9 protein-coding genes are annotated in these 15,225 nt (G+C 58.4%); 6 read left to right on the top strand and 3 right to left on the bottom strand.

Annotated elements, in window-relative coordinates; genetic code table 11:
- The first annotated feature begins 86 nt into the window (after window positions 1-86).
- Together EH31_RS13255 and EH31_RS13250 are read left to right on the top strand one after the other, a co-directional pair.
- Window positions 87-2,102, top strand: coding sequence for a TonB-dependent receptor plug domain-containing protein (locus tag EH31_RS13255; RefSeq protein WP_034961036.1), 2,016 nt, complete (start codon window positions 87-89; stop codon window positions 2,100-2,102).
- 210 nt (window positions 2,103-2,312) lie between these two features.
- On the top strand, window positions 2,313-4,880 hold the full coding sequence (locus EH31_RS13250) for a TonB-dependent receptor (protein ID WP_051699261.1): 2,568 nt from the start codon (window positions 2,313-2,315) through the stop codon (window positions 4,878-4,880).
- 121 nt (window positions 4,881-5,001) lie between these two features.
- On the opposite strand, the gene EH31_RS13245 is transcribed toward EH31_RS13250, so the two are convergent.
- The gene (locus EH31_RS13245) at window positions 5,002-6,165 is read right to left on the bottom strand and encodes an acyl-CoA dehydrogenase family protein (RefSeq protein WP_034961034.1); all 1,164 of its coding nucleotides are present in this window, start codon (window positions 6,163-6,165) and stop codon (window positions 5,002-5,004) included.
- A 63-nt stretch (window positions 6,166-6,228) separates the two neighbouring features.
- On the bottom strand, window positions 6,229-7,002 hold the full coding sequence (locus EH31_RS13240; RefSeq protein ID WP_034961032.1) for a crotonase/enoyl-CoA hydratase family protein: 774 nt from the start codon (window positions 7,000-7,002) through the stop codon (window positions 6,229-6,231).
- A gap of 125 nt (window positions 7,003-7,127) precedes the next feature.
- Here EH31_RS13240 and EH31_RS13235 point away from each other — a divergent pair, with 125 nt between their 5' ends.
- The 4 genes from EH31_RS13235 to EH31_RS13220 all read left to right on the top strand — a co-directional run bounded on the left by EH31_RS13235 (window position 7,128) and on the right by EH31_RS13220 (window position 11,778).
- Complete coding sequence (locus EH31_RS13235) at window positions 7,128-8,396, top strand: acetyl-CoA C-acetyltransferase (RefSeq protein WP_034961319.1); 1,269 nt, start codon at window positions 7,128-7,130, stop codon at window positions 8,394-8,396.
- Window positions 8,397-8,407: 11 nt separating this feature from the next.
- Window positions 8,408-9,931: an acetyl-CoA acetyltransferase gene (locus EH31_RS13230; RefSeq protein ID WP_034961031.1), complete on the top strand. Its 1,524-nt coding sequence runs from the start codon at window positions 8,408-8,410 to the stop codon at window positions 9,929-9,931.
- A gap of 168 nt (window positions 9,932-10,099) precedes the next feature.
- The gene (hppD, locus tag EH31_RS13225; RefSeq protein WP_034961029.1) at window positions 10,100-11,221 is read left to right on the top strand and encodes a 4-hydroxyphenylpyruvate dioxygenase; all 1,122 of its coding nucleotides are present in this window, start codon (window positions 10,100-10,102) and stop codon (window positions 11,219-11,221) included.
- On the top strand, window positions 11,218-11,778 hold the full coding sequence (locus tag EH31_RS13220) for a VOC family protein (RefSeq protein ID WP_034961027.1): 561 nt from the start codon (window positions 11,218-11,220) through the stop codon (window positions 11,776-11,778). The genes hppD and EH31_RS13220 overlap by 4 nt, the downstream gene beginning before the upstream one ends.
- Before the next feature lie 88 nt (window positions 11,779-11,866).
- Here the strand turns inward: EH31_RS13220 and EH31_RS13215 are convergent, their stop codons facing one another.
- Complete coding sequence (locus EH31_RS13215; RefSeq protein ID WP_034961024.1) at window positions 11,867-15,217, bottom strand: TonB-dependent receptor domain-containing protein; 3,351 nt, start codon at window positions 15,215-15,217, stop codon at window positions 11,867-11,869.
- Between the last annotated feature and the right edge of the window lie 8 nt (window positions 15,218-15,225).

The raw sequence follows: 15,225 nt of genomic DNA, 5'->3' as shown, positions 1-15,225 counted from the left end.
GGGGCGGGCAAAAGCGAGTCATGATTGCAAAAAGCAACTTACTTTGGCTTGCGAAGGCGAGTGCGAAGAGGCTAGGCGCTGCGACCATGAAGACCCCCTTTCGGCTCACCGCCGCCTCGCTCCTCGCTTTGTGTGTCACCTCTCCTGCCTTAGCGCAGGACGAAGGGGAAGGTGACGAGATTGTCGTGACGGGTGAGGGGCTTGAGCCTGCCTTGTCCAATATCGTGTATTCGACCGTCGAGATTGACCGGGAGGCGATTGTCTCTACCGGCTCAGGACGGCTCGAAGATGTGCTTTCCAATGTGGCCGGTTTTCAGCAGTTTCGCCGCTCCGACAGCCGTTCTTCCAATCCGACAGCCCAAGGTGTCACATTGCGGGCGCTGGGTGGAAATGCCACGAGCCGCGCTCTGGTATTGCTGGACGGGGTGCCGGTTGCTGATCCGTTCTTTGGCTACATCCCGCTATCGTCGATTTCACCTGATACGCTGTCAAACATCCGGGTGACGCGCGGCGGGGGCTCTGGACCCTTTGGCGCTGGCGCGCTCGCTGGAACGATCGAGTTGGAAAGCGCAGGACCTGCAACGATCGGCAATGCGGCGGCCAGCCTGCTGGTCAATGACCGCGAAGAAACGGAGCTTACGGGCGCCGTGGCACAGGAGCTTGGTGGTGGATTTGCGGTGGTGAGCGGGCGCTGGGACCGGGGGCGCGGCTTCTTCACGACACCCGACGACAGCCGCGTCCCGGCCAGCGCACGGGCGGCATTCGACAGCTGGCAAGTGGGTCTTCGCGCGGTTGCCCCGCTTTCGCCAGATGTAGAGCTTCAGGCGCGTGTGAGCGCTTTTGATGACGGGCGTACCTTACGCTTTGAGGGTGCGGATTCAAACCATCAGGGCCAGGACGCAAGCTTGCGGATCGTTGGTAGAGGCGACTGGCAGTTTGATGTGCTTGGCTATGTGCAGGCGCGCAATTTCGACAATATCATCATCAGTTCCACCCGCTTCACGCGCGTGCTCGATCAGCGCAATACGCCTTCCACCGGGCTTGGCGGTAAGTTCGAACTGCGCCCTCCTGTGGCAGAGGGGCACGACGTCCGCATCGGCGCGGATTATCGCCGCAGCGATGGAGAGCTTCAGGAAGACGCATTTAGCGCCTTTACCGGCGCCCTTCGCGAAAGCCGCCGAGCGGGCGGGGTGAACAGCAATCTTGGGCTATTCCTTGAGGATGATTGGTCGATTGGACCCCTTGTGCTGACCGGCGGACTTCGGGCCGATCACACTCGGATCGAGGATGGATTTTTCCGCGCTGTGGATGCCAATGGCAATCTGGTCAGCGAAACCGTGGCCCCTGACCGTTCCGACTGGACGGTTAGCTGGAGGGCGGGCGGAACCATCACTGCAGCGCGCGGGCTTTCCTTGCGCGCGGCTGCTTACACCGGCCTTCGCTTGCCAACATTGAACGAGCTTTACCGCCCTTTCGTGGTTTTCCCTGTCGTGACGCAGGCCAATGCAGAGCTGGAGAACGAACGGCTCGAAGGGTTTGAGGCAGGCTTTGACTGGCAACCCTCACGCGGCGTGGCGCTTTCCGTCACAGCGTTCGACAACAAGGTGAAGAACGCCATTGCCAATGTGACGATTGAGCCCAATCTGCGCCAACGCCAGAACCTGCCCGCGATTGATGCTGCTGGAATTGAAGGTGCGCTTGCCTTGCAATTTGGCGCGGTAAGCCTCGACGCATCGCTTGCCTACACAGATGCCACGATCGATGGGGAGGGTGCGTCCGTGGCGCTTGATGGGAACCGTCCACCACAAACCCCCGAATTTTCGGCATCGGCGACCCTCGCGTGGGAGCCGTCTCAGGGCGTGCGTCTTGCCGGAACGCTTCGGCACGTCAGCTCGCAGTTCGAGGATGATCAGGAAGCCGACGTCCTTCCAGCCGCGACAACGCTAAACTTGTTTGCGCAGGTTCCTTTGAACGACGCAGTGTCAATCATCGCGCGAGCAGAAAACGTGTTTGACGAGACGATTGTGACCCGCAATTCGGGCGGTGACATTGATCTTGGGGTCCCTCGGACCGTCTGGCTTGGCATTCGCATAGGGCTTTAGCCTACGCGCTATTTTTGGCGGACTTTCGAAACAAAATTGTTCCCAGGCAGCACGACTTTGCACAAATGCTGCGCTGCAGCGTAAGTTGTGGCATTTTTACATCATCGGCCCGATAACTAACTGAGGTCCCTTGGCAAGTCGGAAACCCCTGATAATCTCTGCTCCGGAAACCATTCTGGTATAAACCAGATGGAAGTGGAGAGAGAAAATATGACACGCAAGCTTGCCGCCTATGCGGCTGGCCTTATGGCCTGTAGTTCATTCACAGCACCAGCATTTGCGCAGGACGGTGAGACGGCAGCCGCGCCCGAGGCGGATGACAACGTCATTATCGTGACGGCAACGCGCCGCGCGCAGGACGTGCAGGATATTCCATTGGCCGTGACAGCAGTTGGACCTGAGCAGCTTGCACGCCAGGGCGTAAACGAGATCAGAGACGTCACTGCGGTGGCACCAAGCTTCTCCAGCACGACCGCGCAAACCGCCGCCGGTTCGGTGGTGCTTCGTGTCCGCGGCGTTGGTACGACTTCGAACAACATCGGGTTTGAGTCTGCGGTCGGTATCTTTATCGATGGCGCTTATCAGTCGCGTCCCGGTGTTGCTCTTGGCGAGTTCGTCGATATCGAACGGGTTGAGGTTCTGCGCGGGCCGCAAGGCACCCTGTTTGGCCGTAACACCTCGGCAGGCGCGTTGAACATTACAACTGTCCGCCCGGACTTGGGTGAGTTTGGCGGCTTTGCAAACGCAACTTACGGCCGGTTCGACGAGATAAGCCTGCAAGGTGCCGTCAACCTCCCGATTGTGGAAGACACGCTAGCGTTGCGCCTCACCGGTGCCTATCGTAAACGCGACGGTGCGATTGCAGTTGTTGATGCGACCGGCACCCAGTTCGACGACACCAATGACACTGACCGCTATCTTGTTCGCGGCCAAATCGGTTGGGAAACCGATAGCGGCTTCAGAGGTCGCATCATCGGTGACTATTCAAACAACCAATCCAGTGCCGGTGTTGCAACGTCGGTTTTCGAAACACCGATTGCCCCGTTTTACGCGGCGGTCGGCCTTCCGGGGAATGGTGGTCAGCCGTTGGGCAACTTCGCGACCAATCCTTTTGATCAGGCAGGATTTGACGAAGCGGCACAAGACCGTGCGGTTGCAGCAAGCTTCGCCCCGCGTGCCGATGTCGATAACTGGGGCATTCTTGGTGAATTCGAGCATCCCATCGGAGACAATGCGGAGGCGATCTTTATCGCGTCCTACCGCAGTTTTGATGCAGAAGAATTCTACGATTCAGACTTCTCTGCAGTCGATGTGTTTAACGTTGAGCTGCTGACCGAAATCGAGACTTTCACCGCCGAATTGCGGTTCCAGGGTGAGGCGCTTGATGGCCGTTTGAACTGGCTCGTTGGCGGTTATTATTCGGATGAACAGATCGAGGCGAACAACTCGTTTTTCCTTGGCGAGGATTACGGCGAATATATCGGCGCGTTGTTTGCAGGTCTTTCAGGCGGGGCAACGCTCGGAACGCTGGGGGCCAATCCGCTTACCGCGCTGACGGGCTTTGATCCAGCAGGCTCGACGAGCACCAACCGGTTCACTCAGGAAGCGGAAAGCTGGTCGATCTTCACGCACAACGACTTCGAGATCACCGATGGTCTCATATTTACGCTTGGCCTTCGCTATACCGACGAAAGCAAGTCGGGCGGGTTTGCGCAGGTCGCGAACACCAACGACGTCTGCAACACCCTTGTTCCTGGCTTTGTCAATGGGTCTATTCCAGGCGCATTAGGGCCGCTTGCACCGCTTGCATTGGGAACCGGGTGTTTTGGCTTCACGGCCCCGGCCGATCTTCCAGCGTCGGCGGTTCTTCCGCTGCCGCAAACCTTCCAGGCCGATTTTAATGATGATGAACTCATCTACACAGTCAAATTGGGCTACGAAATCACGCCGGATATCAGCACCTATGCCAGCTTCACCCACGGCATTAAGGCGGGCGGTATCAACCTCGATACAACCGCAGGCGTTCTGGGCGCAGACCCGACCTTCCTTTCGGAAGAGGTCGATGCCTATGAGGTCGGTCTGAAAGCCCGTCTGCTTGATGATGCAGTCACCCTGAACATCGCTGGTTTCCATCAGGAGTTTTCGAACTTCCAGGTTCTGGAATTTACAGGCGCTGCCTTTGAATCGTTCAACGTGCCCGAAGCGCTGACGACCGGTGTCGAGATTGAAAGCGTCATTCGCCCGAGTGACAATTGGACTTTCAACCTTGGCGCGACGATCCTGGATGCGCGGTATCCCGATGATTGCGCAGGCGATCTGACCAGCGTGACGGTTCTATCGCTATGCGGCAATGACCTCACCAATGCGGCGGAAATTACCGCGATTGCCGGGGCTCTTTATGAAACCGAACTCAGCGACACGCTTGAATTCTTCGCCGCAGGGCAAGTCCGCATGGTGTCAGACGAACGTACGTCGACACAGGCGATTGTCCCACCTGCGCAAGGGGCGACCGTCGCGGCAACCCAGGCCGCGATTGATGCGGCCCCGCTAATTGTTGCCGATGTTCAGGACGCCAACATCAAGATCAATCTGCGCGCTGGTATTCGGACATTCGATGAACGCATCACGTTTGAACTTTACGTCCTCAATCTCACGAATGAGATCACACGGGGCGTGACCTTCAACAACGTTCTTCGTGGGACCGGCGCGATCAATGCCCGCTCAAGCTTTACCCTTGAACCTCGCACCTATGGCGCGACGATCCGGACGAAGTTCTAAGCGTTCTAGCCAAAAACGAAGGGGGTGATCCGGGCAACCGGATCACCCTTTTTTTTACCTCAACAAAAAGGGCCGCCCGGTTTCCCGAGCGGCCCTTTTTAAATGTTTCTGATTGATCGGCTTACATGCTGCGTGCGATCAACATCTTCATCACTTCGTTTGAACCGCCAAAGATCCGCGTGATGCGGCTGTCGCGGTACATTTTGGCGATGGGGTATTCGTTGATGTAGCCAGCGCCGCCGTGCAGTTGCAGGCACTTGTCGACGACTTCGCCTTGAAGCTCGGTGCACCAGTATTTCGCCATGCTCGCGGTTGCGACATCAAGCTCGCCTTTAAGCAGCTTTGCGATGCAATCGTTGACGAAGACCCGCGCCGCTGTGCCGCGCGCCTTAAGGTCGGCGAGCACAAATTGCGTGTTCTGGAAGTCCCAGATGGTCTGCCCGAACGCCTTGCGCGATTTGACGTAGTCGATGGTGGTGTCGAGCGCTTTCTCGATGCCGGTGCAGGCACCCATTGCGATGACGAGGCGCTCCTGCGGAAGCTCACCCATCAGCTGGTAGAAGCCTTTGCCCTCGACCCCGCCAAGGACGTTTTCGGCTGGCACAAAGACATTGTCAAAGAACAGCTCCGAAGTGTCCGCTGCATCAAGCCCGATCTTGTCGAGCTTCTTGCCGCGCTGGAAGCCTTCTGCGCCTTCGGTTTCGAGCAGCATAAGCGAAATGCCCTTGGCGCGCTCATTCGGGTCGGTCTTGGCAACGACGACGATGAAGTCGGCCGTTTGACCGTTCGAGATATAGGTTTTCGCGCCGTTGATGCGGTAGCCATTGCCGTCTTTCAGCGCCGTCGTAGTAATCGACTGAAGGTCGGAGCCAACGCCCGGCTCGGTCATCGCAATCGCGCTGACAAGCTCACCGGTCACGAGCTTTGGGAGATACTTTTGCTTTTGCTCCTCGGTCCCGTGACGCACGAGGTAGGGAAGGATGATGGTGTTGTGCAAGGAGGCCGCAAAGCCATCGACATCGTGTTTTGATTGCTGGTCGATCACGACCATGTCGTGGCGAAAATCGCCGCCGTGGCCGCCATATTCGACCGGGACCGACACGCCGAGAAGGCCGGCGGCTCCCGCCTCGTTCCAAAACTCGCGTTCAACCTGGCCCTCATCGCGCCACTTCTGGACGCGCTTTTGGGGTGCGTGTTGCTGATAAAACTTGCCCACGGCATCGGCGAAGATCGAAATCTCTTCGTCTTCCATGAATTCGGGCTGCGCTACGTCAATGACGGGCATATCTCTCTCCTTAAATCCCAATAGAATTACGACAGGGCGCTTCAAAAGGACGCCCGCTTCGTGTTACTTGCCCTTCCAGTTAGGCGCGCGCTTTTCAGCGAAAGCGGCTGCGCCTTCCCGGGCGTCCTCTGAGACGAAGACAGGCGCGATCAGCTTGCCTTGGCGGTCATAGCGTTCGTCCATAGGCCAGCCGCGCGATTCCTTCATGATCTGCTTGGACACGCGCACGGCCAGCGGACCGTTTGCCGCGATCTTGGCGGCGAGTTCCTTCGCGCCTTCAAGCGCTGATCCTTCGGTGACAGTGTTGATCATGCCAAGCTCGTAGGCGCGCTTTGCATCGATAAAGTCGCCAGTCAGCGCCAGTTCCATCGCCACCCGCTCAGGGATTTGATCGGGCAGCATCATCACCCCGCCAGCCGCTGCGACAAGGCCGCGCTTGGCTTCTGGAATACCGAATTTCGCACCCGCATTGGCGACCACGAGGTCGCACGCGATCATCAGCTCAAGACCGCCCGCCAGCGCATAGCCTTCAACGGCTGCAATCAGCGGCTTTGCGGGAGGCGCCTGAACCACGCCGCCAAATCCGCGTCCCGGTACGCTTGGGCTTTCGCCGCGAAGGAAGCCCTTAAGGTCCATGCCCGAACAAAACGTCCCGCCAGCCCCGGTCAGAATGCCAACCCGCAGATCGTCTTCGGCATCGAGCCGGTCCATCGCCGCAGCAATCGCCTCGGATGCGGCCTTGGTCATGGCGTTCTTGGCTTCGGGGCGATTGATCGTGACGATCAGAACGCCGTCTTCGACCTCAGTTATAACTTCTTCACTCACCTGTTCGCTCATCGGGAGCTCTCCCTATCAAATTTGACATTTCAAATTGAAACTCAATTCTTGTGTATGGAGTGCAGACGCTTTACGCACCCGTCAACCGCATTTTCGATAAAAACGAGTTCAAGGGAAGAGAGACCATGGCTGAAGCATATATCATCGACGCAGTGCGCACCCCGCGCGGGATTGGCAAAAAGGGCAAGGGCGCTTTGGCCGATTCCCACCCGCAGCATTTGGGGGCAACGGTTCTGAAAGCGATTGCGGAGCGTAACAGCCTCGACACCTCTACGGTTGATGATGTGATCTGGTCCACCTCCACCCAGGATGGCCCTCAGGCGGGCGACCTTGGCCGGATGGCGGCGCTTGATGCTGGCTATGACATTACCTCTTCAGGCACCACGCTCGACCGATTCTGTGGCGGCGGCATAACTTCTGTGGCGCTGGCTGCTGCTCAGGTGATGAGCGGTATGGAAGACTGCGTTGTCGCTGGCGGCACTGAAATGATGAGCCTGACCGCAGAAATGGCGAAAGCAAAGATGCAGGCAGGGATCCCCGGTCCCATGATGGGCAGCCATAACGAGCGCCTCCAAGCCAAGCACCCGCAATCGCACCAGGGTATTTGCGGCGATGCAATTGCCACTATCGAGGGCTTCACCCGTCAAGAACTCGACGAGGTGGGCTACCGCTCACAGCAGCGCGCCGCAGCCGCAATCGCAGAGGGGCGTTTCGACAAGTCAGTTGTCCCAGTGGTGGATGACGAAGGCAATGTGATCCTCGACCGCGATGAATATCCGCGTCCGGAAACCACTCTCGAAGGGCTTGGTGAATTGAACCCGGCCTTCGTCAAAATCGCCGACGTGCCGCTCGACAAGAACGGCACCACCTTCCGGGGCCTGATCAATCAGAAGTATCCTGACGTGGACATCCAACACTTCCACCATGCGGGCAACTCTTCGGGCGTTGTCGATGGTGCGGCGGCAGTCCTCATCTGCTCCAAAGATTATGCGCAAAAGCACGGCCTCAAGCCCCGCGCGCGCATCGTCCAGACCGCCAATATGGGCGATGATCCCACATTGATGCTGAACGCCCCGGTGCCAGCGGCCAAGAAGGTTCTTGAAAAAGCGGGCCTCACCAAGGACGACATCGACCTGTATGAAATCAATGAAGCGTTTGCGGTTGTCGCGGCGAAGTTCGTGAAAGACCTTGAGCTTGATTGGGACAAGGTCAACGTCAATGGCGGTTCTATTGCTCTTGGCCACCCTATCGGCGCGACCGGCTCGATCCTTATCGGCACCATGGTCGATGAGCTTGAGCGTCAGGGCAAGAAGCGCGGCCTTGTCACCATGTGCGCGGCCGGAGGCATGGCCCCTGCGATCATCATCGAGCGCGTCGAGGACTTCGTAGACTGAGGCGCTAGATCATGGTGGCAGACAACACCCCGGTCATCATCGGCGTCGGGCAATATTCGGAGCGTGTTGGCGAACCGGGTTACGAGGCATTGTCCTACATGGACCTGGGCGGGCGTGCGTTGGCAGCAGCGATTGCTGACAGCGGCGCCACCCAGCCCGTCGCGCCCATAATCGACACCGTGGGCGCGATCCGCGCCTTTGAAATCTCCCGGCCCGACCGCGAACCGCCCTTCGGTGGCTCGAACAATGTGCCGCGCTCGATTGCAAACCGCGTGGGCGCGAACCCAAGCCGCGCAATCCTCTCGACCACCGGCGGCCAGTACAACCAGTACCTCGTCGGTGAGTTCGCTGAGGCGATTGCGGCGGGTGAGAGCGGGTGTGCAGCCATTGTCGGGGCGGAGGCGATTTCGACCGCCCTTGCGCTTGCAGCCAAAGGCGAAAAACCCGATTGGTCCGAAGAGGTCGAAGGCAGCCTTGAGGACCGGGGCTATGGCAGCGATGGCCTGATGGAAATGGGTCTGTTTGCCCATGGCGCGACCGGAGCCATCCCGCTGTATGCCATCGCCGAGAATGCGCGCCGGGCAAAACTGGACCTAAGCCTCGATGAATATCGCCTCAAGATTGGCGAGCTGTTCGAACCTTTCACGCGCGTTGCGGCGAACAACCCTCACGCGGCCGCTCCCAAAGCGCGCAGCGCTGAGGAACTTGCCACCATCACCGAGCGCAACAGGATCGTCGCAGAGCCCTATGCCCGCATGACAGTGGCGCGCGATCAGGTGAACCAGTCGGCGGCGATCCTGATCGCAAGCGCCCGCAAAGCGCGCGAAATGGGCGTGCCCGAAGACAAATGGGTGCATATTCACGCCGTCACCTCGGCGACCGAATTGGAGCTGTCCGAGCGGCCTGACCTGTCCGCAAACCCGGCTTCGATTGCGAGCGTTGAGCAGGCCTTGGCCATCGCGGGCAAGGCCATGGAGGACATGGCCTTCCTCGATTTCTACTCCTGCTTTGCAATCCCGGTGTTCAATCAGATTGATCACTTTGGTTTGAGCGCCAACGACCCGCGCGGGCTCACGCTGACGGGCGGGTTGCCGTTCTTTGGCGGGGCCGGAAACAATTATTCCGCCCATGCGATTGTCGAGGCGGTTGAGCGCGTGCGTGCCAACAGGGGCAAGTTTGCTCTGGTGGGCGCAAACGGCGGCTGGATGAGCAAATATGCAACCGGCGTATATTCGACCGAGCCAGCGGACTGGTCGCAGGCGCGCGTTGCCAAACTGCCCGATGCCAACAACGGCGTCCCGCGCAGCCACGAGCCGTTTGAGAGCGCCGTGGTTGAGAGCTACACCATCAACGTCACCAAAAAGGGCGCAGATGCAGTGTGGATTGGCCGCAATGATGCTGGCGAGCGAGTGGTGGGCAATGCGGATTTGTCCAACGAACCCACCCGCGCGGCGTTTGAGGGGGGAAGCCCCTTTGGCGCCAGGCTGGCTGTGACCCGCGATGAGCGTGGCCGCAATATCGGACGCATCGCCTAAACCTGCCACTATCCCACTCGAGGGACTGTTCTGATTTCCTACCGCTCCAACGAGCGGCTGAGGATGCCGCCCTTTGACAAATGGCGGCGTTTGAACTAGATAGTTTCAAACGAAACTACATTTCGTTGATTCCTCTCTCGGCAGCGTTCATCACATAAGGCATCACATATGACCATCTATCCAGGCGATCTGTTCGAAAACCCCGCTGGCCTTGACGGCTTTGAGTTCGTCGAATTCTCAGCGCCGGAAAAGGGTATGCTTGAACCTGTGTTTGAAAGCATGGGCTTTACCCACATCGCCAACCACCGCTCGAAAGATGTGGCTCTGTGGCGTCAGGGCGGGATCAACCTCGTGGTGAATTATGAGCCAAAGTCCGCCGCATGGTACTTCGCGCGCGAGCATGGTCCCGGCGCCTGCGGCATGGCTTTTCGCGTGCGCGATGCAGCCAAAGCCTATGCTCATGTGCTCGAACAAGGCGCAGAGCCTGTTGCCAATGCGCCGGGTCCAATGGAGCTCAGCATTCCTGCTATTCGCGGGATCGGCGGCTCGATCCTCTACTTCGTTGATCGCTATGCTGATGAAGGCGGCGAGGGCCTCTCAATCTATGACATCGACTTTGAGTATCTTCCCGGCGTCGACAAGCATCCAGAAGGCTGCGGCTTCAAGCTGATCGATCACCTCACCCACAACGTCTACGGCGGGCGCATGGCCTATTGGGCCGACTTTTATGAGAAGCTCTTCAACTTCCAGGAAATCCGCTATTTCGACATCAAAGGCGAATACACCGGCCTCACTTCCAAAGCGCTGACCGCGCCTGATGGAAAGATCCGCATTCCGCTGAATGAAGAGGGCGAGAACGGCAAAGGTCAGATCGAAGAGTACCTGCGCGAATATAACGGCGAAGGCATTCAGCACATCGCGCTCATCTGCGATGATATTGTGGCGGCATGGGACCGGCTGAAGAAGCTAGACGTGCCGTTCATGACCGCGCCGCCAGAGACCTACTATCAGATGCTGTCCGAGCGCCTCCCCGGCCACGGCCAAGACGAAAGCGAACTCAAGTCGCGCGGGATCCTGCTGGATGGCACGACCGAGGGCGGTGCACCGCGCCTCCTCCTCCAAATCTTCGCAGAACCGCGCATTGGCCCCGTGTTCTTCGAGTTCATCCAGCGCGTGGGCGACTACAAAGATGGCTTTGGTGAAGGCAACTTCAAAGCCCTTTTCGAGAGCATCGAGCGCGATCAAGTCGCGCGCGGCGTGCTCAATGTTCAAGAGGAGCCTGCGCAATGAGCCATCCTGTCAAATTGGGCGGCGTCCATCACACGGCATTGCGCTGCAAGGACGCCAAGGAAACGGTTGAGTGGTATGCCCGTGTGCTCGGCATGGAATACACCACCGCCTTTGCCGAGGATCACGTGCCCTCAACCGGCGACTACGATCCGTATATGCACGTGTTCCTTGATGCGGGGAACGGCAATATCCTCGCCTTTTTTGAGCTTCCCAATCAGCCTGAGATGGGCCGTGATGAGAACACGCCTCAATGGGTGCAGCATTTTGCATTCAAGGTCGGCTCGGAAGAAGAGCTCCTTGCCGCCAAGGCTCACATCGAAGCTGAAGGCATCGACGTGCTTGGCCCGACCCATCACGGCATCTTCAAGTCGATCTATTTCTTCGACCCCAATGGCCACCGGGTGGAGCTTGCCACAGACATTGGCAGTGATGAGCAATATGCAGAGCTCAAGCGCGTTGCCCCTGTGATGCTCGACGAATGGAGCAAGACCAAAACCGCACCGCGCCATGCCGATTGGCTGCATGAGATTGCCAGACAAGAACACGGCAACGCCTGAATACGGCTACTTGTCATTCCAATGAAAAGGGGCGCGAAGGTCTGACCTTCGCGCCCCTTTTTTGCGTGATTAGCCTGGAAGGCCGGGCTTAGAAGCCGCCTGAGATACCCAGGAAGAAGAACCGCCCACGTGGACCCACTGGGCGCGCGAGGCTCCCGAGGAATGGTGTGCGGTCGAATACGTTGTTCACGCCGCCAAACACCTGCACGTTGTCCTTCACATCATAAGTGAAGTTGAAGTCATGCTCGAACGCGTTTCCGGTGCGGAACTGCGATGGATCGAGCAGGCCGGTGTTTTCAGACACCACGACTTCGCCGCTGACGATTTCGACATCGGTGCTGGCCGCGTTGGAGCGTTGCAGCGTGTTGTCTTCGAAACGGGTTCTCCAACCAACGCTCCAGTTGTCATTGCGCCAGTTGAGACCGAAGTTTACGATCCAGTCCGGGTTGCCGATGACGCCCAGAAGGTCGCTTACGGTTGCCTGGTCTGTGATCAGCAGCTCTTGTTGAATCGGGTCGGGTTCATTCGCGATGGTTTCGCCAATGACCGGGTCGCTTTCGGTGAAGCGTTCCAGGAAGTGCGAACCCGCAGCTGTCAGCTGGAACACACCCAAGTCACCATTGCCAAACGGCGCATCGAATTCATACCGGACTTCAAAGTCGATCCCGCGAGCCCGCAGGAACGCAAGGTTGATATTGCCTGACGTAAAGCCGGAAATCGCACCGCCATTGTTCGGGTTACGCTGAATTGCGCCGCAGAACTGGTTGTCGGTCGATGGCAAATCAACACATGCGTTGGCAATCGCCTGACCCGTCAGGCTGCCAACAGCGTCCGTGATTTCGATGTCGTAATAGTCGGCAATGACCACAAGACCATCGAGCGCACCCCTTGGTTCAAAGATACCGCCAATCGTGAAGCTGTCCGAGGTTTCCTCGATCAGGTTCGGGTTGCCGCCGGTTGTGCCGGTAACAAACGCGGTAAGGAAGTCGGAGCTGTCGAAGCCCGCTGCGACAAACTCGGCGCAGTTTGCAGGACGGTTTGCGCTTCCGTTGTTGATGTTGCCATCGTCACAAGGGTCAGCGTCCACATCGATGAAAGCTGCGGTTTGTGGGCCGAAAAGCTCACCAATGTTAGGCGCACGGATGGCCCGTGAGTACGTACCGCGAAGGGTCAGCCATTCGACCGGGGAATAGATCGCACCAAACGAATATGTCTCTGTGCTTCCGATGGTGTTATAATCGGAATAGCGACCCGTTGCCGAGACTTCGAGCAGCTCAACAAACGGCATGTCTGCAAGCAGCGGAAGCCTGATTTCACCAAAACCTTCATAGACCGTGATGCCCTGACCGTCGGTTGGCGACGGGCTGATGACAACGGCGTTGTTGGTGATGACGTCGCCTTCGATCTGGAAGAAGGCATCGGGTATGAACTGCGAGGTGTCTTTGCGATATTCAAAGCCTGCCGCAAAGCCGATAGGACCACCGGGAAGCTCAAAGAAGTGCCCGGTGTCGCCAGAGAGAACCGCGAGGAACTGCTGCTGTTCGATGGTCGTCGTATCGAGCAGGTTGGGGAAGGCGAACGCTGCGCCATCACCGCTGATCGAGTTCGGTCCCAGAATGTTGATCGGAGCGCATTGTCCATCAAGGATTTGATAGGTGACAGGCCGCGTCAAACCGCTGACGTCGACGCCATTGATGATCGTGCCATCTGCGAACAGCGGCGGACCACCAACAAAAAGAGCGCCAGGCGATGGGTTGCCGGTGACTTCGGAGCGGCAAACAATATCCCCGACCTGCGCAGTGCCAGCATCAATAGCGATATTCTCACCATTGCGGATGGCGTTCAACGTGCCCGGACCGTTACCGCCAAATGCGGCAATCGGGTCGGTTCCATCAAGGTTGCCAGCGGTCAGCGCGACGGCGTCAATCGCGGCGAAATAGCGGTCGTTTACACGGGCGCTGCGGAAGGTGTCGTCCACCTCGGTACGGCCCCAGGTGTAGGTCGCTTCAAGCGCGATGTTATTGTCAGGCGACTCCCAACGCAGGCCACCCGATGCGCGGATGGTCGAACGCTCGATATCGGTGCCTGAGCCGGTCTCAGAGCCGAGGTTGTCGCGCGCAACAAAGATGCTGGGCGTGTCGGGGCCAAGCGCATCCACAACCGCAATCTGGTCAACCAATGCTTGTGGCAAGAACGGGTTGTCGAGCGCGATTGGAATGTCGTCCGAGAATGGAATGCCGGCGATATTGCTGGTTTCGACATAAGAGAACTTTGCATCGGCAAAGAATGTGAGATTTGGCGCAATCTCATAATCCACGCCCGCGGCCGCGTTAAAGCGGGTTAGCTCCGGAATAAGCGTGAGGCCCGGCGCTGTTTCACCAATGGCGATGCCATCGCCGCCGCTAGCGTTGAATGCCCCGGTTGAAATGCCGGGATTAAACGCCCGCAAGTTTCCACCGGCGTCGATGATCTGAAGCACGGGAATAGAGGTGCCCGGTATGTTCGGGATAGTGTCCGTCGCCGGGTTAAAGTTGGACACGAACGACAGCAACTGACCAAACGGAAAGGCAAACGGGGTTGGGTCAAGCGCAATGGTAGAGCCAGCACTAGACACTGGAAGTGTGCGGTTCGGGACAAACGCATTCTCTGCATCGGGATCGAGGCCCAGGATACCGTTCAAGAACGCGTTGCTCGGGTTGAACGAGGAGAAACCGGGCCCTGCAAAATCAGGGCGGTCGCGGTTGAGGATCGATGTGGAGTGCGAGTATTCAACCGCGAAGACCGCGCTGCCGCGACCATCGTTGAACGTCCCGCCCCCTGCTACCGAGCCGAAGAATTCCTCTGCATCGCCTTCGTCGCTGATCCCGCCTTGGAGGCGATACTCAAGCCCGTCAAAATCACGGCCATCGCGCATGATATAGTTCACAACGCCCGAAACAGCGTCTGCGCCGTAAACGCCAGACGCGCCGCCGGTTAGAACTTCGACATTGGCGATAAGCGCCGATGGAATTGAGCCGACATCAACCGTCGCGGTGCCTTCGATGCCCGGCACGTGACGGCGTCCATCCTGAAGCACCAGTGTCCGGTTCGTGCCCAGTTGGCGCAGGTTGAGCGTGCTGGCACCGGTGAGAGCAAGGCCTTGGGCGTCCGAAAGTGTCGCTGGGTCTGAACCTTGAAGTGCGGGGAGTTCGCGCAGTGTTTGCGAGATGTCGATTTCACCGGCCGCCCGAAGGTTTTCGGCCGTGATGACTTGAACAGGGCTGGGCAGAGAAGTTGTCGAATCCGTCGCGATGCGCGATCCGGTTACGACAATCTGATTGCTTTGCTCCTCCTCTTGCTCACCCGAAGCGGTGGTAACATCCTGAGCGAGAGCAGAAAATGGAACAGTGCTGGCCGCCGCAAGCAGCAATGCTTGCGCCGAAAGTTGGAGAGGTTTCATCGGTACGT

The sequence above is a fragment of the Erythrobacter longus genome (genome assembly GCF_000715015.1).
GTDB classification, from domain to species: Bacteria; Pseudomonadota; Alphaproteobacteria; order Sphingomonadales; family Sphingomonadaceae; genus Erythrobacter; species Erythrobacter longus.
The sequence above is the reverse complement of the archived record's forward strand: the minus strand, read 5'-3'. Positions and strand labels throughout refer to the sequence as shown.

Coding starts and splice junctions, on each gene's coding strand:
- EH31_RS13255 (WP_034961036.1), top strand. CDS start 87: ATGAAGACCCCCTTTCGGCTCACCGCCGCCTCGCTCCTCGCTTTGTGT.
- EH31_RS13250 (WP_051699261.1), top strand. CDS start 2,313: ATGACACGCAAGCTTGCCGCCTATGCGGCTGGCCTTATGGCCTGTAGT.
- EH31_RS13245 (WP_034961034.1), bottom strand. CDS start 6,165: ATGCCCGTCATTGACGTAGCGCAGCCCGAATTCATGGAAGACGAAGAG.
- EH31_RS13240 (WP_034961032.1), bottom strand. CDS start 7,002: ATGAGCGAACAGGTGAGTGAAGAAGTTATAACTGAGGTCGAAGACGGC.
- EH31_RS13235 (WP_034961319.1), top strand. CDS start 7,128: ATGGCTGAAGCATATATCATCGACGCAGTGCGCACCCCGCGCGGGATT.
- EH31_RS13230 (WP_034961031.1), top strand. CDS start 8,408: ATGGTGGCAGACAACACCCCGGTCATCATCGGCGTCGGGCAATATTCG.
- hppD (WP_034961029.1), top strand. CDS start 10,100: ATGACCATCTATCCAGGCGATCTGTTCGAAAACCCCGCTGGCCTTGAC.
- EH31_RS13220 (WP_034961027.1), top strand. CDS start 11,218: ATGAGCCATCCTGTCAAATTGGGCGGCGTCCATCACACGGCATTGCGC.
- EH31_RS13215 (WP_034961024.1), bottom strand. CDS start 15,217: ATGAAACCTCTCCAACTTTCGGCGCAAGCATTGCTGCTTGCGGCGGCC.